At 49.8% G+C, this 22,369-nt stretch carries 21 protein-coding genes; 17 read left to right on the top strand and 4 right to left on the bottom strand.

What is annotated here, in order from left to right; translation table 11 throughout:
- Positions 1 to 8 precede the first annotated feature (8 nt).
- Positions 9 to 1,157: a methionine adenosyltransferase gene (gene metK / locus BLW37_RS09610; protein ID WP_091342278.1), complete on the bottom strand. Its 1,149-nt coding sequence runs from the start codon at positions 1,155 to 1,157 to the stop codon at positions 9 to 11.
- A 355-nt stretch (positions 1,158 to 1,512) separates the two neighbouring features.
- On the opposite strand from metK, the gene tkt reads away from it, so the two are divergent.
- The 14 genes from tkt (at position 1,513) to BLW37_RS09540 (ending at position 15,291) form a co-directional block, all read left to right on the top strand.
- Entirely contained in the window at positions 1,513 to 3,513 is a 2,001-nt protein-coding gene (tkt, locus tag BLW37_RS09605) for a transketolase (RefSeq protein ID WP_091342276.1), read from the top strand.
- A 51-nt stretch (positions 3,514 to 3,564) separates the two neighbouring features.
- Entirely contained in the window at positions 3,565 to 4,587 is a 1,023-nt protein-coding gene (gene epd / locus BLW37_RS09600) for an erythrose-4-phosphate dehydrogenase (protein WP_091342577.1), read from the top strand.
- A 27-nt stretch (positions 4,588 to 4,614) separates the two neighbouring features.
- Positions 4,615 to 5,799, top strand: a complete 1,185-nt coding sequence (locus BLW37_RS09595) for a phosphoglycerate kinase (protein ID WP_091342275.1) — start codon at positions 4,615 to 4,617, stop codon at positions 5,797 to 5,799.
- Between the two features lie 63 nt (positions 5,800 to 5,862).
- Complete coding sequence (gene fba / locus BLW37_RS09590) at positions 5,863 to 6,900, top strand: class II fructose-bisphosphate aldolase (RefSeq protein ID WP_091342273.1); 1,038 nt, start codon at positions 5,863 to 5,865, stop codon at positions 6,898 to 6,900.
- A 312-nt stretch (positions 6,901 to 7,212) separates the two neighbouring features.
- Positions 7,213 to 7,986: a DUF3450 domain-containing protein gene (locus BLW37_RS09585; RefSeq protein WP_091342272.1), complete on the top strand. Its 774-nt coding sequence runs from the start codon at positions 7,213 to 7,215 to the stop codon at positions 7,984 to 7,986.
- Positions 7,987 to 7,992: 6 nt separating this feature from the next.
- Entirely contained in the window at positions 7,993 to 9,360 is a 1,368-nt protein-coding gene (locus BLW37_RS09580; protein WP_091342268.1) for a MotA/TolQ/ExbB proton channel family protein, read from the top strand.
- Positions 9,361 to 9,362: 2 nt separating this feature from the next.
- A complete protein-coding gene (locus tag BLW37_RS09575; protein WP_091342575.1) occupies positions 9,363 to 9,887 on the top strand; it encodes a MotA/TolQ/ExbB proton channel family protein in 525 nt (174 codons plus the stop codon).
- Between the two features lie 12 nt (positions 9,888 to 9,899).
- On the top strand, positions 9,900 to 10,298 hold the full coding sequence (locus BLW37_RS09570) for an ExbD/TolR family protein (RefSeq protein WP_091342266.1): 399 nt from the start codon (positions 9,900 to 9,902) through the stop codon (positions 10,296 to 10,298).
- 4 nt (positions 10,299 to 10,302) lie between these two features.
- Complete coding sequence (locus BLW37_RS09565) at positions 10,303 to 10,914, top strand: energy transducer TonB (RefSeq protein WP_091342265.1); 612 nt, start codon at positions 10,303 to 10,305, stop codon at positions 10,912 to 10,914.
- Between the two features lie 2 nt (positions 10,915 to 10,916).
- Entirely contained in the window at positions 10,917 to 12,188 is a 1,272-nt protein-coding gene (locus BLW37_RS09560) for a tetratricopeptide repeat protein (RefSeq protein ID WP_091342263.1), read from the top strand.
- A gap of 276 nt (positions 12,189 to 12,464) precedes the next feature.
- On the top strand, positions 12,465 to 13,070 hold the full coding sequence (locus tag BLW37_RS09555; RefSeq protein ID WP_216351830.1) for a hypothetical protein: 606 nt from the start codon (positions 12,465 to 12,467) through the stop codon (positions 13,068 to 13,070).
- 29 nt (positions 13,071 to 13,099) lie between these two features.
- The gene (locus tag BLW37_RS09550) at positions 13,100 to 13,336 is read left to right on the top strand and encodes a hypothetical protein (protein ID WP_091342261.1); all 237 of its coding nucleotides are present in this window, start codon (positions 13,100 to 13,102) and stop codon (positions 13,334 to 13,336) included.
- The gene (locus BLW37_RS09545; protein WP_091342260.1) at positions 13,329 to 14,198 is read left to right on the top strand and encodes an HprK-related kinase A; all 870 of its coding nucleotides are present in this window, start codon (positions 13,329 to 13,331) and stop codon (positions 14,196 to 14,198) included. Before BLW37_RS09550 ends, BLW37_RS09545 begins: the two co-directional genes overlap by 8 nt.
- On the top strand, positions 14,185 to 15,291 hold the full coding sequence (locus tag BLW37_RS09540) for a nucleotidyltransferase domain-containing protein (RefSeq protein ID WP_091342258.1): 1,107 nt from the start codon (positions 14,185 to 14,187) through the stop codon (positions 15,289 to 15,291). The genes BLW37_RS09545 and BLW37_RS09540 overlap by 14 nt, the downstream gene beginning before the upstream one ends.
- Before the next feature lie 22 nt (positions 15,292 to 15,313).
- Here BLW37_RS09540 and prsR read toward each other — a convergent pair whose 3' ends face one another.
- From prsR to BLW37_RS09525, 3 genes are read right to left on the bottom strand one after another with little or no spacing between them, the layout of a single operon-like run.
- A complete protein-coding gene (prsR, locus tag BLW37_RS09535) occupies positions 15,314 to 16,675 on the bottom strand; it encodes a PEP-CTERM-box response regulator transcription factor (protein ID WP_091342257.1) in 1,362 nt (453 codons plus the stop codon).
- Positions 16,676 to 16,701: 26 nt separating this feature from the next.
- Positions 16,702 to 18,726: an XrtA/PEP-CTERM system histidine kinase PrsK gene (gene prsK / locus BLW37_RS09530; RefSeq protein WP_091342255.1), complete on the bottom strand. Its 2,025-nt coding sequence runs from the start codon at positions 18,724 to 18,726 to the stop codon at positions 16,702 to 16,704.
- A 14-nt stretch (positions 18,727 to 18,740) separates the two neighbouring features.
- A complete protein-coding gene (locus tag BLW37_RS09525) occupies positions 18,741 to 19,481 on the bottom strand; it encodes a S1 family peptidase (RefSeq protein ID WP_245785683.1) in 741 nt (246 codons plus the stop codon).
- A 112-nt stretch (positions 19,482 to 19,593) separates the two neighbouring features.
- Between BLW37_RS09525 and BLW37_RS09520 the strand changes: the two genes are divergently transcribed.
- Genes BLW37_RS09520 through BLW37_RS09510 form a run of 3 tightly spaced genes read left to right on the top strand, consistent with a single transcriptional unit; the run spans position 19,594 to position 22,286 of the window.
- A complete protein-coding gene (locus BLW37_RS09520) occupies positions 19,594 to 20,436 on the top strand; it encodes a patatin-like phospholipase family protein (protein WP_091342252.1) in 843 nt (280 codons plus the stop codon).
- Positions 20,437 to 20,491: 55 nt separating this feature from the next.
- On the top strand, positions 20,492 to 21,367 hold the full coding sequence (locus tag BLW37_RS09515) for a PEP-CTERM/exosortase system-associated acyltransferase (protein WP_091342251.1): 876 nt from the start codon (positions 20,492 to 20,494) through the stop codon (positions 21,365 to 21,367).
- A gap of 49 nt (positions 21,368 to 21,416) precedes the next feature.
- Positions 21,417 to 22,286: a ThiF family adenylyltransferase gene (locus BLW37_RS09510; protein ID WP_091342249.1), complete on the top strand. Its 870-nt coding sequence runs from the start codon at positions 21,417 to 21,419 to the stop codon at positions 22,284 to 22,286.
- Positions 22,287 to 22,369 lie beyond the last annotated feature (83 nt).

The raw sequence follows: 22,369 nt of genomic DNA, 5'->3' as shown, positions 1-22,369 counted from the left end.
CCACTGGCTTACTTAGCGTACTGACGCAGTGCTTCTGCTTTGTCGGTTTGTTCCCACGGGAACTCGTTACGACCAAAGTGACCATAGGCGGCAGTTGGCAGGTAGATAGGACGCTCCAGTTGCAGCATATCAATCAGGCCGTATGGACGCAGATCAAAATGCTCACGGATCAAACCAATCAGCTGGCTTTCTTCCAATTTGCTGGTGCCAAAGGTTTCGACACTGATGGAGGTAGGCTCGGCCACACCAATGGCGTAAGACACCTGAATTTCACAGCGATCGGCCAAACCGGCGGCCACAATATTTTTTGCCACATAGCGGGCAGCGTAAGCCGCCGAGCGGTCTACCTTGGATGGATCCTTACCGGAGAAAGCCCCCCCACCGTGACGGGCCATGCCACCGTAGGTATCCACGATGATTTTACGGCCAGTCAGACCACAGTCGCCCATAGGGCCACCAATCACAAAACGGCCGGTTGGGTTAATAAAGAACTTGGTGCTGCTGGTCAGCCATTCGCCAGGTAGGACTGGCTTGATGATTTCTTCCATCACCGCTTCGCGCAAGTCCTCGGTGCTGATGGTATCGCAATGCTGGGTGGATAACACCACCGCATCAATACCCACTGGCTTGCCATCTTCGTAAATGAAGCTGAGCTGAGATTTGGCGTCTGGGCGTAACCAGGGCAGGGTGCCATTTTTACGTACCTGCGCCTGACGCTGTACCAAACGATGGGAGTAGGTGATAGGGGCAGGCATCAGCACGTCGGTTTCATTGCTGGCATAACCAAACATCAGGCCCTGATCACCGGCACCTTGCTCTTTCGGATCGGCGCGGTCAACACCCTGGTTGATATCCGGGGATTGCTTACCAATGGCATTTAGTACGGCACAGGAATCGGCATCAAAGCCCATATCGGAATGCACATAGCCGATTTCGCGCACGGTTTTACGGGTCAGTTCTTCAATATCCACCCAGGCGGTGGTGCTGATTTCACCACCTACCAGCACCATACCGGTTTTCACGAAGGTTTCGCAGGCAACCCGCGCTTTTGGATCTTGTGCCAAAATGGCATCCAGCACCGCATCAGAGATCTGATCGGCAATTTTATCCGGATGTCCTTCGGATACGGATTCAGAAGTAAAGATATGTTGTGCCATGGGCCTGTTATCCATTGAAAAAAGTTAAATACATAGCTCCCGCTGCAAAGGGTTACCAGTGCGGGTGCCGATTTATAACGGCTATTTTAGAGAAATCGATCAGTCTTGGCTAGAAAAAATTGACGGCCAGACGTCTTTGACGCTGTATCGACGGGGAGGATGGTGGTGTTATCGAACGTTTCCATGCATCGCCGCACGATTTAAATTTGCCATTGGCCGATGGCTGGGCGAAAATACGCAGCACAAAAAGCAGGGCAGTAAGACCCTGTCGCATACTCACGGTATAACAGCAATGTTTAGGGTGATGGTTTTGCCATGACTCAAGCCAATTTTTACCAACTACCCAGGAGTTAGCATGCCTTCTCGTAAACAACTCGCCAACGCCATTCGTGCCCTGAGCATGGATGCGGTTCAAAAAGCCAATTCAGGTCATCCGGGTGCCCCTATGGGCATGGCGGATATTGCTGAAGTGCTTTGGCGTGATTTTTTAAAGCACAACCCGCAAAACCCAAACTGGGCAGATCGCGATCGCTTTGTGCTGTCGAACGGCCATGGCTCCATGTTGCTGTATTCGTTGTTGCATCTATCTGGCTATGAGCTTGGTATTGAGGATCTGAAACAGTTTCGTCAGCTGCACTCCAAAACGCCCGGTCACCCGGAGTATGGCTATGCACCTGGCGTAGAAACGACCACTGGCCCACTTGGGCAGGGCATCACCAATGCAGTGGGCATGGCCATTGCCGAGAAATCACTGGCGGCGCAGTTTAACCGGCCAGGCCACGATCTGGTTGATCACTTCACCTATGTCTTCCTTGGCGATGGCTGTCTGATGGAAGGTATCTCGCATGAAGCCTGTTCACTGGCCGGCACTTTAGGTTTGGGCAAGCTGATAGCCTTCTGGGATGACAACGGTATTTCCATTGATGGTGAAGTGGAAGGTTGGTTCACCGACGATACACCGGCGCGTTTTAAAGCCTATGGCTGGCAGGTGATTGAGTCGGTCGATGGCCATGACGCTGCGGCGGTCAAAGCCGCCATTGAGCAGGCACAGGCAGAAAGCGGCAAGCCAACCCTTATTTGCTGCAAAACCGTGATTGGCTATGGAGCTCCCAATAAAGGGGGCAGCCATGATTGCCATGGTGCACCGCTTGGCGATGCAGAAATCGCCGCCAGTCGTGAGTTTTTACAATGGCCGCATGCGCCTTTTGAGATCCCGGCGGATATTTATGCGCAGTGGGATGCAAAAGCCAAAGGGCAACTGGCAGAGCAAAGCTGGCAGCAGAAGCTGTCTGCTTACCGTGCCGATTACCCGGAACTGGCGGCAGAGTTTGAACGCCGTAATCAAGGTGACTTGCCAGCCAATTGGGCTGAGCAAAGTGCTGCCTACATTGAAAAACTGCAAGCCAATCCAGCGAACGTTGCTACGCGCAAAGCATCGCAAAATGCACTGAATGCCTTTGGTCCTTTGTTGCCTGAGTTTATGGGTGGCTCGGCCGACTTGGCTGGTTCTAACCTGACCATCTGGTCTGGCTCAAAACCCTTGACGCACAGCGATGCCAGCGGCAACTACATTTATTACGGTGTGCGCGAGTTCGGCATGTCGGCCATTATGAATGGCATCGCTTTGCATGGCGGTTTTGTGCCGTACGGTGCCACCTTCCTGATGTTTATGGAATATGCCCGCAACGCAGTGCGGATGGCAGCGCTGATGAAACAGCGGGTGATCTTTGTCTATACCCACGACTCCATTGGTCTGGGTGAAGATGGCCCAACCCACCAGCCGGTGGAACAGCTGGCAGCCTTGCGCGCCACGCCAAACCTGATGAATTGGCGCCCATGCGATCAGGTCGAGTCTGCGGTTGCCTGGCAAGCCGCCATTGAACGGACGGAAGGCCCTACCAGCTTGATCTTTACCCGTCAGGGGCTGCCGCAACAAGAACGCAGTGCCAAGCAACTGGCTGAGATCCGCCGGGGGGGTTATGTGCTACTGGATTGCGAAGGAACTCCAGAGCTGATTCTGATTGCGACCGGCTCCGAAGTACAACTGGCCATGAGTGCTGCTCAGCAATTGCAACAAGACGGTCGTAAGGTGCGTGTGGTTTCGATGCCATCGACCGATGTGTTTGATGCGCAGGATGCCAGCTACCGCGAACAAGTACTGCCTGCCGCCGTCAGTCGTCGTATTGCGGTGGAAGCGGGTATTATGGACGGTTGGTACAAGTACGTCGGCCTAAACGGCAACGTCATTGGCATGACCGGCTTTGGTGAGTCGGCGCCTGCCGAGCAATTGTTTGCTCACTTTGGCATCACCAGCGACAAGGTACTGGCCGCTGCCCGTGAGCTGCTGGCACAGTAACAAAAACAAGGACAGCCTGCGCTGTCCTTTTTTCTTAGGAGCATGAAACAGATGCCCAGTTCGCAAGTACCTATTCGTGTTGCTATCAATGGCTTCGGTCGTATTGGCCGTAACATTGTTCGGGCGTTGTACGAATCGGGTCGGCAAGATATTCGGGTGGTTGCCATCAATGAGTTGGCCGATGCCAAAGGGGTGGCGCATTTACTGAAATACGATACCTCGCATGGTCGCTTTGCTGCGGAGGTAGAGCGGGTGGAGCAGGGTATTTCAGTCAATGGAGATTTGATCCAGTTGTATGCCGAGGCCGATCCCATCGAGCTGCCTTGGCAAGAGCTTGGCATTGATGTGGTGCTGGAGTGTACCGGTGTGTTTCATTCTCGTCAGCATGCCAAGTGGCATCTGGAGGCTGGTGCCAAGAAAGTATTGTTCTCACACCCGGCCGATGCCGATGTTGATGCCACCGTTATTTTTGGTATTAACCAGCAGCGATTGACGCCAGCGATGCAGATTGTCTCCAATGGCTCCTGCACCACCAACTGTGTGGTGCCGGTGTTGCAACTGCTGGACGATGCTTATGGTATCGAAAGTGGCACCATTACCACCATCCATGCGTCGATGCATGACCAACAGGTGATCGATGCCTACCATACCGATCTACGTCGTACCCGGGCGGCCAGTCAGTCCATTATTCCGGTCGATACCAAGCTTGCACTCGGGATAGAGCGCATTTTGCCTCAGTTAGCCGGGCGCTTTGAGGCCATTGCGGTGCGAGTGCCAACAGTCAATGTCACGGCGATGGATGTGAGTTTAACGCTGCATCAGGATGTAACTCCGGCTGCGATTAACCAGGTGCTGCAACGCGCAGGTAAGGCGCAGCTGGCGGGTATTTTGGATTACACCGAAGAACCCTTGGTATCGGTTGATTTTAATCATAATTCGCACTCCTGCATCGTCGATGGTTCCCTGACCAGGGTCAGTCACAAACGGCTGGTAAAGTGCCTGCTCTGGTGTGACAACGAGTGGGGCTTTGCCAATCGGATGCTGGATACAGCCAGGGCCATGATGGCCTGTTGATAGAACTTATTTCATAGGGAGAAACACATGACGGTTTTACAGATGACCAAACTGGAACTTGCTGGTAAGCGGGTGCTGATCCGGGAAGATTTGAATGTGCCGGTTAAAGATGGAGCAGTGACCTCCGATGCTCGTTTAAGAGCAGCATTACCAACCATTGAGCTTGCTTTAGCACAAGGGGCGGCAGTCATGGTGATGTCGCATCTTGGCCGGCCAGAAGAAGGTGTCTTCAGCGAAGAGGCTTCGATGCAACCGGTGGTTGTCTGGTTGCAGCAGGCATTGTCGGTACCGGTACGGTTAGAGCGCGATTATCTGGCTGGGGTGGATGTAAAGCCGGGTGAGCTGGTGGTGTTTGAAAACGTACGCTTCAATGCAGGTGAGAAGAAAAACGACGATGCACTGGCCCAAAAGCTGGCCGCTTTGTGCGATATTTTTGTGATGGATGCTTTTGGCACTGCACATCGTGCCCAGGCTTCTACCCATGGCGTCGCCAAGTTTGCCCCTATTGCGTGCGCGGGCCCGTTGTTGGCGAATGAACTGGATGCGCTGGCCAAAGCGCTACAAAATCCAAAACGGCCGCTGGTTGCCATTGTTGGTGGCTCTAAGGTATCCACCAAGCTAACGGTGCTGGAGTCCTTATCTGGCGTAGTGGATCAGTTAATTGTTGGTGGTGGTATTGCCAATACCTTTATCGCTGCGAATGGGCATGGTGTCGGTAAGTCCCTGTGTGAAGACGATTTGATTCCGGAAGCTAAGCGCCTGATGGCTGCCGCCGAAGCCCGGGGAGCCAGCATTCCGGTGCCATCCGATGTGATGACCGGCAAAGCTTTTAGTGCCGATACGCCCGCGATGCTAAAAGCGGTTAACGATATTGCCAGCGATGATATGGTGTTTGATATTGGCCCCGTCACCACAGCAGCCCTGGTGAAATTGCTGAAAAGTGCTGGCACCATTGTCTGGAATGGTCCAGTCGGCGTGTTTGAGTTTGATCAGTTCGCGGCCGGCACCGAAGCCATTGCCAGGGCCATTGCTGAAAGCCCGGCGTTCTCCATTGCCGGGGGCGGTGATACCTTAGCGGCCATTGATAAATACGGCATAGCGGACAGAATTTCATACATTTCGACCGGTGGTGGCGCTTTTCTGGAATTCCTGGAAGGTAAAACTCTGCCTGCAGTCGCTATACTGGAAGAACGGGCGCGTCAGGCGCTCTAAAGCATTAAAAACATAAGCTCAAAGAGCATTGATAACTTTGTACCCTAACAGAGAGAGGATCTCATGGCACTTATTTCATTACGTCAGATGCTGGATCATGCCGCTGAGCATGGCTACGGTGTACCGGCATTTAATGTCAATAATCTGGAGCAAATGCGCGCCATCATGTTGGCCGCAGATCAAACCGACAGTCCGGTTATCGTACAGGCATCCGCTGGTGCCCGCAAATACGCCGGCGCGCCTTTTTTGCGTCATCTTATCCTGGCTGCGATCGAAGAGTTTCCGCATATCCCGGTGGTGATGCATCAGGATCATGGCACTTCGATGGCGGTTTGTCAGCGCTCCATTCAGCTTGGGTTTTCTTCGGTGATGATGGACGGCTCCCTGGGTGAAGATGGCAAAACACCGATGGATTACGACTACAACGTTGCTGTCACCAAAAGTGTGGTTGATATTGCCCATGCCTGTGGTGTGTCGGTTGAAGGTGAACTGGGTTGTTTGGGCTCACTGGAAACCGGTACGGCTGGTGAAGAGGATGGCATCGGTGCCGAAGGCGTGTTAACCCACGATCAAATGCTGACCGACCCGGATGAGGCCTTTGAGTTTGTGAAAGCCACCGGTGTGGATGCGCTGGCGATTGCCTGCGGTACGTCGCATGGTGCTTACAAGTTCAGCCGGCCACCTACAGGCGACATCCTGGCGATTGATCGGATCAAGGCCATTCATGCCAAAATCCCGAATACCCACCTGGTAATGCATGGTTCTTCGTCGGTGCCACAAGAGTGGTTGAAAGTGATCAACGAGTTTGGCGGTGACATTCCGGAAACCTATGGTGTGCCGGTCGAACAAATTCTGGAAGGCATTAAACACGGCGTGCGTAAAGTGAATATTGATACCGATCTGCGTCTGGCGTCAACAGGAGCAGTTCGTCGCTTTTTGGCACAACATCCTGCCGAGTTTGATCCACGCAAATTCCTGCAGGCTTCAACCAAAGCCATGACCGAAATTTGTGTGGCGCGCTATGAAGCCTTTGGCTGTGCAGGCAATGCTAGCAAGATAAAGCCTGTCAGTTTGGAAGCTATGGTCGGCTTCTACAGCTAAAGTACTGTGTTGCTTGTTTTTTGCGCGCTTTGTTTAATAAAGTTTAAGCATTAAAAAAGCAGTGTTTTAATGGCGCATAAACACGACTTAAAACCGCATAAATAAGCAACATTTGAATTAGTGGCAAAGCCCGTTGTCGTATTGACAATGGGCTTTTTAGCTGTAATGATGCTGATGGTTTACCCTCTAACCAGGGCTCTCTATTCGTGGTCATTGCACTGGGTTGAAGTGCCACTGTCATTGACCTGAGAGTAGTTTGAGAAAAGCCCTAAACTCCAGGTTACGTTAATCAGCAATTATTGGTTGGGAACTATGCTTAACAATAAAATGAGTAAAAGTCTTATCGCATCGGCTTTTGCCGGTGTCTTCGCCTTTTCCGGCGGAGCGATGGCGAATTCCGGCTTAGAACAAATCCATCAGGAAAATAGCCAAATCATTCGTGAAGCCGTCCGCTCACAAGAGCGCATCAACACGATTTACGAACAAACTCAGGATCTGTTGAATCAATATCGTCAAGTAGTCGACCAAACCGATAGCCTGACAGTTTACAATGATTTCCTGCAAACGCTGGTGACTGACCAGCAGCGTCAAATCAACTCCATCCAGCGTCAAATCGACACCCTGGAAGATACCCGCCGTGGTACTGTGCCGCTGATGTTTAAAATGATCGATGCGTTGGAAGAGTTCGTGAAGAACGATATTCCACTGCGTACCGATCGTCGTATCGAGCGTGTTGAGCGCCTGCGTGAGGTCATGGCTCGTTCAGATGTGCAATTATCTGAGCAGTACCGTCAAATCATGGAAGCCTACAGCATCGAAGCTGGTTATGGCTCTGAGCTGGCTGCGTTCCAGGGCACTTTGAACCTGGGCGGTAACGAGCTGACCGTAGATTACGTGCATCTGGGCCGTCTGGCGCTGATGGCCATGTCGCTGGATGGCAGCAATGCCTGGCACTGGAACCGTCAAACCAACAGCTGGGAACAGTTGCCGGATAGTTTCTTGAATGGCGTTAGCGATTTCATCAAAATGGCCCGTCGTGAAATTAACTTTGATATGGCACGCGTACCACTAATCGCAGCGGAGTAAGACGAAATGAGAACCCTATTTAAATCCTTAATCGTTGCTGTTGCGGTGACTGCTACTGCCAGCATGGCATTTGATGCTTCAGCCAACACCAACCGGCTGGATCAAATCCTGGAACAAGTAAAGCGTGAGCGTCAGCTGGAAGGACGTGTCAACCAAGAGCGTGAGCAAGCTTTTATCAATGCCCGCCAGGATCAACAACGTTTATTAAATGAAGCCCGTCGCGCTCTGGCCAACCAGGAAGCACGTGGTGAGCGTTTGCAAAAAGAATTTGCTGATAACGACATTCTGATTGCACAAAAAGAACAAGAACTGATTGCTGCCCAGGGTACTTTGGGTGAGTTATTCGGTATGGTCCGTGGTAGTGCCAGTGATGCCATTGGTGTTGTTTCTACCTCTATTGTTAGCGCACAATACCCAGGGCGCCATGAGCCACTGCGTGGCTTAGCAGCTGCGACCGAGCTGCCAACCATTCCGGAAATGGAAGACCTGTGGGTTGCCTTGCTGACAGAAATGGTTGAGTCTGCCAAAATTTCCAAGTTTGACGCTGAAGTGGTCAACCTGGATGGTGGTACTTCAACGCAGCGCGTCACGCGTTTCGGTTCTTTCCACGTAACCACAGCAAGTGATTACCTGTACTACAACGCCGATACCAATCAGCTGCAACCACTAGGCCGTGCACCGATTTCCCGTGTTCACAACTCAGTGTCGGATTTCCACAATGCCCGTCCTGGTACTTTGACCAATCTGTTCGTTGACCCAACCAAAGGCAACAGCATTTTGCGTTTGAACCAGCAGCGTGCAACCTTGTCTGAATACTATCATCAGGGTAAAGAAGTTGGTTACCTGATTACTCTGTTGTTGGTGATTGGCCTGCTGATTGCGATTGAGCGCTTCGTGGTACTGACCATGATTGGTGGCAAGATCCGTGCTCAGCTGAAAAATCTGTCCAATCCTTCCGATGGCAACCCACTGGGTCGTATTCTGAAGGTATACCACAACAACAAATCTGCCGATGTGGAAAACCTGGAACTGAAGCTGGATGAAGCCATTTTGCGTGAAACGCCGAAAATTGAACGTGGCATCAACATGATCAAGCTGTTTGCTGCAGTTGCACCACTGATGGGTCTATTGGGTACCGTTATCGGTATGATCATGACCTTCCAGACCATCACACTGTACGGTACTGGTGACCCGAAACTGATGGCAGGTGATATCTCTCTGGCCTTGGTAACTACGGCTCTGGGTCTGATTGCGGCACTGCCACTGATCTTCGCTCACAGCATTGTTGCGACCAAAGCTAAATCTGTGCTTCACGTACTGGATGAGCAAAGCGCTGGTATTATTGCTGCTCATGCGGAGAAGGAGAAAGCCTAATGATGCTCCAGCTGATTGAGCTGTGGGAATCGGTACAGGATTTTATTCATACCGGGGGCAATGTCTTGTACATTGTCGCCCTGGTGCTCTTCATCATGTGGTTCTTAATGTTAGAGCGCTACTGGTATCTGAAAGCGGTTTTCCCAAAGGAAAAGAAAGCGATTATCGCCCGCTGGGATGCCCGTGAAGACACTACGTCTTGGTATGCTCATAAAATCCGTGATACCTGGATTTCTGAAGCAACAACAAAAATTGACCAGAATATGCTGCTGATAAAGACACTGGTCGCTATGTGTCCGCTGATCGGACTACTGGGCACCGTCACCGGGATGATTGCCGTCTTTGACGTCATGGCTACCCAGGGTACCGGTAACCCAAGAACCATGGCGTCTGGTATCTCGATGGCCACTATCCCGACCATGTCTGGAATGGTAGCTGCACTTTCCGGGGTCTTTTTCAGCTCGCGGTTAGAAATCAGAGCAAAGCGGGAAAAAGCAAGCTTGGTTGATAGCTTACCGCATCATTAAAGAGAGATTTTTATGGCACGTAAACGTATTCGTGAAGACGATGAGGCCCAAATCGACATTACGCCGATGATGGATATCGTTTTCATTATGTTGATCTTCTTTATCGTGACAACTTCATTCGTGAAAGAAGCCGGTATCGACGTGAACAAACCTGAGTCAACTCAGGCCCAGCAAAAACCAAGCGCCACCATCTTTATCGCCATTCGTCCAAATGGTGAGATCTGGATGGACCGTCGGATGGTTGATGTCGAGCGGGTTGCCGCTAACATTGAACGTCTGGTTGCTGAGTCGCCAACTGATACCATTATCATTCAGGCAGACAAAGAAACACAGCATGGTCGGGTAATGGAAGTCATGGATCAAATCAAAGCGGCAGGTGATTACATCATCACGATCGCCGGGGAGCAGTGATACTATGGCACGTTTACTAACATCGCTATTTCTTGGTGCTGTGGTAACGTTTCTATTGTTCTTGTTAATGGCGACCCTGGTCAAAGGGACCGGGGAGCGTCGCGATAACGAGCAAGAGCGGATTGTTGTAGAAATTAATACCACACCGCCAGATATGGATACGCAGGTACGCCGGCCACCGCCGCCGCCACCACCGGCGCAGCCACCGCAGCAACCACAGACGCCTCCGGATCAAACCGATGTGTCAGGTGCGATAGGCTTTAATATGCCTGGTCTGGATTTAGGCGGCGCGTCAAGTGGTATTGGCGATCCATCAGGTGCTTTAATGCGCGATGGTGATGCTCAACCTATCGTCCGGATTGAGCCGCGTTACCCGGTTCAGGCAGCACGTGACGGTTTGCAAGGCTGGGTTCGTTTAAGCTTTAGCATTATGGAAGATGGTAGTGTTGATAATGTTGAAGTGATTGAAGCAGAACCACGTCGTGTGTTCGACCGTGAAGCAATCCGTGCGTTACGCCGCTGGCGTTATCAGCCAAAAATTGTTGATGGTCGTCCGCAACAGCAGCATGGCCTGCAAGTTCAGCTAGACTTTACGCTTGATATGGCCGGAGGTTGATGATGACTAAGTTAACAAAACTCAGCTCAGCACTGGCAATCGCATTTGCGTTAACTGCAGGTTCTTTCTATGTACCGGCTAGCCTGGCTGAAACAGCTGCGCAACAGCAGCAACGGATCCAGGAGCGTAAAGATCGCCGCAGCCAAGTGGTAACTGAGCGAACAGGTCGGTCATTGACACGTGCTATTGATTTGTACAATGAAGATCAAATCCAGGAAGCACTGAAAGTTTTACTGGATACCCGAACCAGCTCTGACTTTGACCGTGCTTTTGTGGATCGCTTGATTGGGCAGTTGTATGTTGGCACTGACAACACCAAAGCGATTGATTACTTGCAACGTGCAGCTCGGCCAGATATTTTAAGCTTTAATGATCAAGCCGCTACGCTTGAAAATATTGGTAACTTGCTGCTACAGGAAGAGAAATATCAGCAGGCTATCGAGGCTTATCGCGCTTGGATGCGTTTCACAGGTGAAGAGCGGCATGATGTCTACTTCCGTATTGCCGGTGCATTCCTGCAAATGGAACAGTACGATAACGCTGTGCAGCCGATTAATCGTGCTTTGGCATTGTCTGATGAGCCGCGTGAAAACTACTATCAAGCCAAGTTAAGTGCTTTGTATGGTGCTCAGCGTATCCCTGAAGCGACCCAGGTCCTTGAGCAAATGGTCACCTTGTTTCCAGATAGTGCTCAATGGTGGTTCTATCTGGGCAATACGTATCAGATGCAGGAAGAGTTCCAGAAATCGCTTTCGGCGCTGCGAGTAGCCAATATACTGGGCTACCTGGAGTCACGTACTCACTTTCAGATGTTTGGTCAAACCTTTGCTAACAATGAGATGTCATTCAAAGCAGCAGCACTGTTTGAGCAAAAAGTGAAAGATGGGGTTATTCCGGAAAATCGTCAAATTCTGATGGCCATTGCCAGCAATTACCAGGCGGCACGTGAATATGCCAAAGCGGCAGAGTTTTACGGTCGGGCTGGTCAGTTGGACAATGATGCCGAGGCATTCCGCCGTCAGGGTGAAGCGTTACTTTCTATCCAGCGCTATCGCAATGCGATTACCGCATTTAACCGTGCGCTGGAACTGAATGTGGAAAATCCTGGTCGGGTGCATATGAGTTTGGTAGCTGCTCATTTTTATCTGGAGCAGTATCCTCAGGCTTTAGCTGCAGCTCAGCAGGCACGTCGTGACACGGCGCTAGCGCGCCAGGCACGTAGCTGGGAAGACTATATTCGGGATAAAGCCAAGATGAAGGGCGTAACCTTATAAACTCCCGCTGCTTTTAACTGTGAAAGGCTCAATACTGTATTGAGCCTTTTGTTTTTATGGGGCATTGATGAAGAACTATTCAGATTCATCATTTTGAGTTATGATGAGTCATGTCCATACTGGCTGTCTGAAAATTTTACAGAGGCAGTCACCTCTTGCAGAGTTAACTAGATAGCTTGCTGTATTATAAAAAAAATTTTTTGTGGTGTGATTTTTGCATCTTTAAATCGTATAGCAAGCTTAAGCAAGGCACGTTGTTTAAAGGAGTAGTTTTTGATGGAAATGAAGGATCAAAACGTAACCAAGTCAACCAGCCAGAGCCGACGTAAGTTCCTAATGCGTACCGGTGTTGGCATTGTGGTTGCTTCCTTGCCTGCCCGCTCCGTATGGGCTGGTAGTGGCGGTATTGCGCAGTCCATCGTTGCTTCAGGCCATGGCTCTGACTTTGCCAACGGTCAATGCCTACATCTGAAATCTTCCGGCTTTTTTGGTAATAATGGCAATGGTTCTCAGGCCAATTCGTTTGCGGAGACATCGGCCCGCTTCACCGATATTTTCCCAGGGCATCCTTTAGACTTGCCTCCGAATCCGTCTAAGCCAATCGGTGAAATTTTAATGGCTGATGTGTTGCAGGTGAACGGCGAGTTTATCGGTTCAACCAAAATCAACCGTTTTATGGCTGCTGTCTATATGAACGCTGTTTACCATGGCCAATTTGGTATCTATTTTCCTGTGATTGGTAGCAGTCCTGCACTGCAAACTGCGGGTGACTTGGCCAATTATTTGTGGAATCTGGCTAGCCAGAATAATACAGCGGTGTTATCGAAAGAGTTTGAGGATTTAGTCAACAATAGACATCCAGGCTCATTTCAGTGCAGTTAAGTTGTCGTCCTTAGGCTAGATACCCATTGATGTTGCATGATGTTTTACTGGAGCATGTGGTCGTCCATAGTTTTTCCGATGGTTCAGGTACTGTCTTTTTCAATCAGGTGACTGGTGAAACGCTCGGTGTTTCTTTAACCGCACAGCAATTAGAAAGGCTGGTTTCGAACGGTGAAACTGACACCAGCGTTCAGGCACAAGAACTGCACGCTTTATCCCGCATGCTTAAGCTTCCCTCACAGAGTCCCGGGAAAGCGAATGCCTAGTCACCAGTCTTTACTTCTTCCGCCTTTTACTTTCGAAGTTCGAACCGATATTCCACTTGTAGTTGATAATTTGAAGCGGCTGTATGGCAGCCGCTTGGTAGACATGGCCTCTTACCCTGATTATTTTGTCTCGGTGCAAAAAGCGGAAGGGATACGACGATTTTACCGTCCGCAGGCACGTTTTTTTGCCGATCAGCAAGAGCCGTTTCAGCCTTTGCAGCAACAGCAGGCATACGCCATGCTGGAGTGGGGCATGAACTGGTGTGTTGCAACCCATGAGATGCAATACGTCATTATTCATGCTGCGGTACTGGCCAAAGACAACAAAGCCATTTTGTTTCCAGCACCACCTGGGTCGGGCAAAAGCACCTTGACGACCTGGTTGGCATTTCATGGTTGGCGCTTACTTTCGGATGAAATGGCGCTGATACAACCGCATAGCCGAACCGTGATTCCCTTTGTCCGACCTATCTGCCTTAAAAATAACTCCATCACCCTAGCAAAGCAGTGGTTTCCTGACGCTATCTATTCGACAGTAGCAAGCGATACGCATAAAGGGGATGTGATCCATCTTTCACCGCCAGAAAGTAGCTGGCAGCAGAATAAGGAGCCGGCAGAGATAGTGGGTGTGGTGTTTCCTAACTACCGCTCTGATACCGAGTTGGATATTTATAAGCTTGATAAAACGCAAAGCTTTATGCAGCTGGCTCAGAATGCCTTTAATTATGGTGTGATTGGTAATGATGGTTTCGTCACCTTATGCCAGCTCATCGATCGGGTGGCTGGATTTGAAATCTTTTACAATGATCTGGCTTTGGTGGCGGAGTTTTTGCAACAGGAGTTGATTGATGCAGGGCGCTAGTTGGCTCATTGCGTTAATAAAGGAGCCGCAGCTCGCCGCAACGGTCCCTAAACAGGACTGGGTGCTGATTATTCGGTTGCTTCGAAAGCAACAGTTGTTGGCACGGTATAGCCATCTGTTTCGGCAGGCCGCAGTGTTTGACGCACTGCCTGCTTATGCCCGACACCATCTACAAAATGCAGAGATCCTGGCTCGGAAACAATGTAATCAGGTTGCTTTTGAAGCGAGTGAACTGGTCACATTGCTGGCACCGCTCAAAGTTACCCCACTTTTTTTGAAAGGGGCCGCATACTCATTGGCGCTTGGTGCATCCATTGGGCAGGGGCGGACTTACAGCGATATTGATATCCTGGTGCCAAAGGAGGCGATTACTTCCGTTGAGCAGCGTTTGGCGCTTCATGGTTACTTTGGCGAACCGATGACACCCTATGATCAGCATTACTACCGACAGTGGACCCATGAAATACCCCCTGTCCGTCATCACAGCAGAGGCACCATCATTGATATTCACCACAATTTGGTACCTCCGGTTTCTGGCCGGGCGCCGGATATAAGTCACTTTCTAACACACCTGGTAACGACGGAGCAGGGGTACCAGGTATTGACTCTGCCAGCGATGACTCTGCACAGCATCATTCACTTGCTGTTTAATGAAGAATTTAAAAATGGCTTTCGCGATCTGACGGACTTGCATTTATTGTTTCTGCAATTCAAACAGCCCGCGCAGTGGGATGCTTTATTTGAGCTGGCAACAGCAACGGGTTTTTGCACTGAGCTTTTTCTGGCGTGTCGTTACTGTCGAAGTATTTTAGCCACTGCATTTCCTGATGATTTTTATCAGCGGTTGGAAAGACAGCATGGGGTTACAAAGAATCAGGCAATACTTGATTTTGCATTTAAGCGGGTTTTAGCACCGCGCCATCCTGTTACCGATAACTGGCAAGATAAACTGGCAGATACACTTTGCTGGTTACGTGGTCACTGGTTAAAGATGCCTGTGTCGATTTTGCTCTGGCATCTTATTGTTAAAAGTAGCCGTGGAGCAATGGTCGCCGTGCTTGGCAAAAGCTACTTCGAGCCTGAGCGCCGCTAGGCGCCAGGTTATTCAGTTGGTTTTAGCTCGTGAGCTCATTGTTTCTGAGCTCAAGCAGACGGTACTTATCAATTAAAGAATAGAGCGTTGGCCGGGTAACACCGAGCAGATCGGCTGTTTTGGATAAATTGCCATTACTCAGAGCATAGGCTTCACGAATAGCCTGGCTTTCCGCATCTTCACGTACTTTTCGCAATGTCCTGGGTGCGCTTTGCTCGCTGCTCGCTGCCAAACCAAGATCATCGGCCGTGATCTGCTTACTATCTGCCAGAATCACGGCTGACTTCAGTTTATTTTGCAGCTCACGAATATTCCCAGGCCAGCGATGACTAAGTAAAGCCTGAATGGCATCTTCAGAAAAGGTGTGCACCTGGGTCTTGAACTCTTGATTAAATTTGTGCAGCAAGGCTTTAGCTATGATCACCACATCCTGGCCACGATCACGCAGTGGTGGTATAAACAGCGTCATCTCGCTGACACGATAGTACAAGTCTTCCCGAAACGTCTGCTCAGCCACCATCTCCGCTAAATTGCGGTGCGTGGCGCAAATTACGCGCACATCCACTTCGATTACCTGCCGGCCACCTAAGCGCTCAATGACCCTTTCCTGTAAGAATCGGAGCATCTTGGCTTGCAGACTTAATGGCATATCGCCGATTTCATCCAGCAACAGGGTGCCTCCATTGGCACATTCAATCTTACCCAGGGTGGTTTTATTGGCCCCGGTGAAAGCCCCTTTCTCGTAGCCAAATAACTCGCTTTCCAGCAGGTTTTCCGGAATGGATGCGCAGTTGATAGCGACAAAGGGTTTATCGGCGCGGGGGCTTTGTTTGTGGATGCTGCGGGCAAAGACTTCTTTACCGGTACCACTTTCCCCTTGCAGCAAGGTAGTAATTTCTGTCGGCGCTATTTTTTCTACCATGCGGCAGGCTTTTAAAATAGAGTCGCTGTTGCCGATAATATCCTGTTGATGCAAACCGGAGTGACGCAGATAGCGGTTTTCCTGTTCCAGTGCACTTAGCTTAAAAGCTCTGGCCAGGATAACGCTGAGGACTTCTGGCTCGATGGGTTTTTGATAATAATCGTAGGCGCCCAGACTAACGGCTTTTAACGCGTGTTCTTTATCGGTATTGCCAGTAATGATAATGACTTTGCAATCGGGGTGAATGGCCAGAATGTCGGTGAGGCAGGCTAAGCCTTCCGATGCATTGCTCGGATCAGGCGGCAGGCCGAGATCCAGGGTGACCACAGCAGGTTCATAACGACGAACCTGGGTTAAAGCTGAGCTTCGGTCTTCAGCAAAGACGAGTTCATAATCTGGCAAACTCCATTTCAGTTGTTTTTGAATACCCAGATCATCTTCGACGATTAACAGTGTCTTCATTGCACAATCCTTGTCATTTTTCTTGGTTAGTTTAAAGGAAGTCGCATGGTAAAGGTAGTCCCAAAATTTGGTTTACTTGTTACCGCAAGGGTACCTGCTAATTGCTCGACAAACATTAGCGCATCGTAGGCCCCAATTCCCATACCGGCATTGCCTTTGGTAGAGTCGAAGGGTTTAAATAAGCGCTGCTGGATAAAGTCAGCACTCATACCGCTACCAGTGTCGATAATGCGCAGCTGCATCTGATCGGCGTCTTTGGTAAGCTCCAGCCAGACCTCGCCATCATCAGGGGTCGCATATTGTGCGTTATCAATAAGATGAAACAGCACGTTGCTAAAGCGTTCTTTATCCAGTGACAGCATTATCGGCTCATGGCGTCGCAGAACCGGCAATGGTAATTGGCCCTGACAACGGCTTTCAATCAGCTGTTCAATCAGTTCCGATACTTCAAAGCGCGATTGATTATCCTCGCTGCGTTCTTTATTCATCAGTTGTGCCAGCATTTTGTCCATGCGTCGCTTACTGGACGCTATGGTGTCAAAGGCATCTTCAATAAACTCTGGGTTATCTTTGTGCCGCTCAGCGTTTTTCAGCAGCAAGCCCAGCTGGGCTGTGATGTTTTTTACATCATGCACCACAAAAGCAGACATCCGGCTAAAAGCTGCAAACTGAGCGTTTTCCATCAGTTTGTTATTGGCTTCCAGTAAAAATAAATAACTGGCGATCTGTTCGGTAACCGCAATCAAATAGTCTTTCAGCTCCCAGTTCAATTTTAATTGCAGGTGGGGCTCAGCATCCAGTAAACACAGCCCCCACAACCCATCCTTGGCATGAATGGGTATGATAAGTTGCGTGTAGATGGTCGCCGTCCGGGATGGCAGGCTAGTGACAAAAGGATCTTTGTTTTGCTTTAAATCAATGATCCAGCTGTTATGCTGGTAATCCTGTATGTACCGTTCCAGGATTTCATGCTCATCAGCTGTCAGTTCCGGGCGGTTAATCCGGGCTAATACTTTGGGCTGTTGTTGGTAACGAAGTAAGGTTCCCCGGGTATAGCCAATAGCTTGCAACCAACTCGCCAGGGTTTCCAGATGCACATTGTCCTTATTGACATCAATCTGGCGCAAGCGGTGGGTCAGCTCCAGCCATTTGGCCCGGTAATCAAAGGTATTTTCAAAAAAATGCTTTTCAATAAAAACTTTAAGTTTGCGCCGAATGTTATCAGATAAAACCAAGGCAGCCAGCAGCGCAAAGCCAAGCACGACAAAGGTAGCTTGCAGCAACTCTGACCAAGCACCGCCGCTGTAGCGAATATAAAAGCCTGCCAATGCCAGTAAGCAGAGGTAAACGCCGGCAGCCAATACCAATGAGCTTTGCATCACGATATCACGTGAAATGTAGACCCGAATATTCCATGCTTTAATGCGTCGCACCGCAATGACCAACATTGGCAGCATCAACAACTGCACATAACTTCGCGCCGACCATAATTGAGCATCCACCCGTTGGAACAAGCTGCCCTCAGCCAGCAGCACAAAATCAAACAGTACTGAGACACTGAGCGCGAAAATAAGTGGCTTGAATTGCCAGCGAGCATCGCCAGCGCGGCGATATAAGGCTTCGAGCAAGGCCAGCACAAAGATGCACAGCAGCAATTGGCCGGTTAGCAGAAGGGACAGAGGGACCAACTCGAGCTGGGCCAGGATCGTCCAACCGAGCAGCAGGACACAGCTTAACCAGACAATCTTCCGTTGCAAAAACTCTGAAATCTGCGTCTGATAATCATGCAGCGCCGCATAGAGAAAAAGTATCAGCAGCAGTAAGCGGCTGTTCTCCAACCAGATAGAGCCAGTGGATTGGTAAGGTGGCTGCGTGGTGAATGCGTACACCAAGGCCCAACAGAAAGTAGCCAAGGCATAACCAAGCAGCAAAGTTCGTGGTACGTTACGTGCTTTGACGGTTAATAGCAGTGCGAAGAAGAACAGATAGCCGGTCGCGGCCAGCGCAAAACCAATTGTATCCAGCGCAAGCTGGCCCCAGAACTCCTGCATAAAGCCCCCGCGTTTTAAGGCTGTTGCAGCAGCTGCCGGACGTAACGTACCGGAATGGCGTAACTGACGCCGCTTGGATCACTTAAAACCGCTTCGCGGGTTGTCTTTACATGCACCATATTGATGACACCAATCACTTCTCCGGTGTCTTGATGGAGCAGTGGGCTTCCACTGTTGCCGGGATAAGCGGTAGCATCCAGCTGATAGATTAAGTAAGGTTCACGCAATCGGCGCAGCGCCTGAATATGCAGGTCACGGGAGTTGTCTGCCGGGATCGCGATGGGTGTCACCGCAGAGATAATGCCTTGGTGTGTTGCCGGGTATAGACCCAGCACATTCGAGATCGGGAAACCGGTAAAGGCAATTCGACTACCTTCAGGTTGTAGTTCATCCTTGGCTAGTTTTAAAGCAGGCAATGCTTGTTCGATATCAACAATGGCCAAGTCGTATTCTGGTGCATTGCGCCGCTTCACAATGCGATGCATAGTGATGTCGCGGGCTGAGCCAGAAATCACCACATACTCCTCGCGTCGGGATTCATCTAGAATTCTGCCGATCACATGGTAATTGGTCACCACCTGCTTGCCATCGCCGACTACAAAGCCAGTACCAACAAAGTTAATTCTGGGTGAGGCGGATGGGTTGTGGATAGCAATGCCAACCACCGAAGGTTTAATTTGGGGAATCAGCTCGACCAGAGTCGAAGCCTGAACTGACCAGCAAAACAAAAAAATCCAACCGAGTAGCAAACGCATTTTTATCATCCTTGGTCTAAACTCTGATCTGAACCTGTGCAGCTCATCACATCTGAGTGTATCGTATTGTGTCGCTTTTGCAAAAATGATCGACCATCTCAAGGATAGTGCCATGCTGGTAAAGCCGTTAGAGCGTGAAATTGTGCCTATTTTTTCTGGAGGGGGTACCCGCTTGTGTTGTTACATTGGTATTCTGATGGCTTTAAAAGAAATGCGATTGCACTTTAATCATTTGGTCGGTGTTTCAGGGGGGAGCATCGTAGCGGCCTTGTATGCAGCTGGCTGGAAGCTGGATGACATCAAAGTACTGGCGATGGATACCGATTTTAAGCAATTTAGAGAGATTTCATTTTGGTCTTTGCTTCGCACGGGCGGTTTATCGGATGGTAATCGTTTTGAAGAATGGCTGGATGAAAAGCTCGGCGGGCGCACTTTCGCTGATTTAGAGCTGGATTTGCACGTGCTGGCAACGGATATCAATGGCGGCGGCCCTGTCGTGTTTAATAAAGCATTGACGCCCAGGCTGAAAGTATCACAGTCCATTCGCTATTCCATGTCCATTCCACTGTTGTTCTCTTTCAAAGATTTTCAAAATCATGTCATGGCCGATGGTGTGATTTTATCCGAAGATGCGCTGCATAAAGACTGGTCTGGCCGCCATGTGCCAGCGGTTTGTTTTCGTTTGAAAAGCGATGCCGAAGAAAAGCCGGTGCTAAAAAATCGCTTTTTCCCGCTGATTTCATACATTAACATGTTGATTCAAACTTTTATGAATGCAGTATCGCGAGAGTACGTGCATGCTGAGTACTGGCATAACACGGTACTGATTAATACCGGGGATGTTTCATCGGTGGATTTTAGTTTATCCCTCGAAACCAAGCTGCATTTGCTCAGGCTTGGTTATCAGACGACCATCGATGTGATTCCGCTAAAATTAAACTGGCTTAGGCAATAAACTAAAGCCATACTAAGATGAACCAGAACTTAATGCTAAGCAGCAATGACGGACGATGAAAAAACTTAGAACCCTTGCTGAAAAGCCCATCATTGGTGGGGTGGTAAAAAAGGCAATGACCTCCTTGGCCAGCAATGATGCCAAAGTGATTTCACGTCACTTCTCCCAGTATTTGCGGCCGCAAATAGCCACCACCGATGATTTAAAGCATGAAGTCTATCATTTGCGGCATCAAGTCTATTGCGAAGAATTGCATTTTGAAGATATTAAAGAAAGTTACGAAGAGTGTGATGAGTTTGATGCGCGTGCAATTCACTGCTTTGTGCGTCACCTTGGTTCTAAAGCGCTGGCAGGAACTGTGCGGCTTATCGGTTCCCATGCCGCGGATGAATTATTGCCTATAGAGCAGTTTTGTGGGCATGCTATTGAGCACCCTGAGCTGTCGCCGATGAATTTCCCACGTGAGTCCATTTGTGAGATATCCAGGTTGGCTGTGCCGGAAAACTTTCGAAAGCGGGCGATTGATAAATTCAAAGGGGCAGCCACAGGTGCGATTAATGAGCAGGTTTTTTCTGAAACCGAACTCCGCTGCTTTCCTTACATTGCTATCTGTTTGTACCTGGCGGCGACCGCCATGGCGATGCAGACCAAGCGCTATCATGGCTTTGTGATGATGGAACCCCGACTGGCTCGGAGTTTAACCTTTGTGGGTATTCAGTTTCAGCAAATTGGCAAGCTGATTGAGTTCCATGGCAAACGAGCTCCTTTTTACATTGATGCACGTGACTTGCGCAGCAATTTAAGCCCAGGTTATCTGCGGTTGCTGGAGTCCGTCGAGCGTGATCTGATTCAATCCGGTGGTCTAAAGCCGGCTGCAGAGAACGCCAGAGAGCAGGAGTTTTCGCTGAGCCCTCTCTCTTCTCCTTCCTAACCGGACACTAAGGTTTCGCAGGGCTTTCAGCTGATTCGATGAGGCATTCATGTTTGATTATCACCAGGCATTTTCCCGCAATATAGGCTGGGTTACTGAACAGGAACAAAGCAGGCTCCGGCAGTGTAAAGTTGCTATTGCCGGTGCGGGGGGGGTTGGCAGTGCTCATTTATTGACGTTAACCCGGCTTGGTATCAGCCACTTCAGTATTTCAGACTTTGATCAATTTGAAATTCACAACTTCAATCGCCAGGCGGGTGCGATGTTATCTACCATCGACCAGGACAAGGTTGAGGTGATGGAGCGTCTGGCGCGTGATATAAATCCAGAGCTGGTTATCGACAGCTACCCACAGGGCATTGATGCCAGCAATGTGGATGCGTTTCTTGATGGTGTGGATTTGTACGTTGATAGTCTGGACTTTTTTGCACTGGAAGCTCGCAAGCTGGTGTTTGCTGCTTGTACCGCCAAAGGGATTCCTATTGTTACTGCAGCTCCTTTGGGCATGGGCAGTGCTTTGTTGTGCTTTATGCCTGGACAGATGACCTTCGAGCAGTACTTTTGTTTTGAAGGGCGCTCTGAATTGGATCAATACATCCAATTTCTGATTGGGCTGTCACCCTCCATGCTGCAACTGCCCTATCTGGTCGATAAAAGCCGGGTTGATTTTAAAGCCCGTAAAGGTCCTTCCACCATTATGGGGGTGCAACTGTGCGCAGGCATGGCGGCTACCTATGCACTCAAAATTCTGCTGCAACGTGGTGATATTGTTGCGGCCCCATATGGCCTGCACTTTGATGCCTACCGCAATAAATTAAAAAGAACCTGGCGGCCCTTTGGCAATAAAGGTTTGTTGCCACGATTGATGTTTGCTATTGCCAAGCGAACGGTCACTCGAGCTGGTGCTGAAGCTGTCTGATTTTTTTACACTCATGCTTTTGTTGTCAATGCCTACCACTATAAGATGCTGTTTTTAAAGATTTAAAAAAATACTTTAGAGTT

Source organism: Alkalimonas amylolytica (assembly GCF_900107845.1).
Lineage (GTDB): Bacteria > Pseudomonadota > Gammaproteobacteria > Enterobacterales > Alteromonadaceae > Alkalimonas > Alkalimonas amylolytica.
This window is presented reverse-complemented; position numbering and strand designations above follow the sequence as displayed.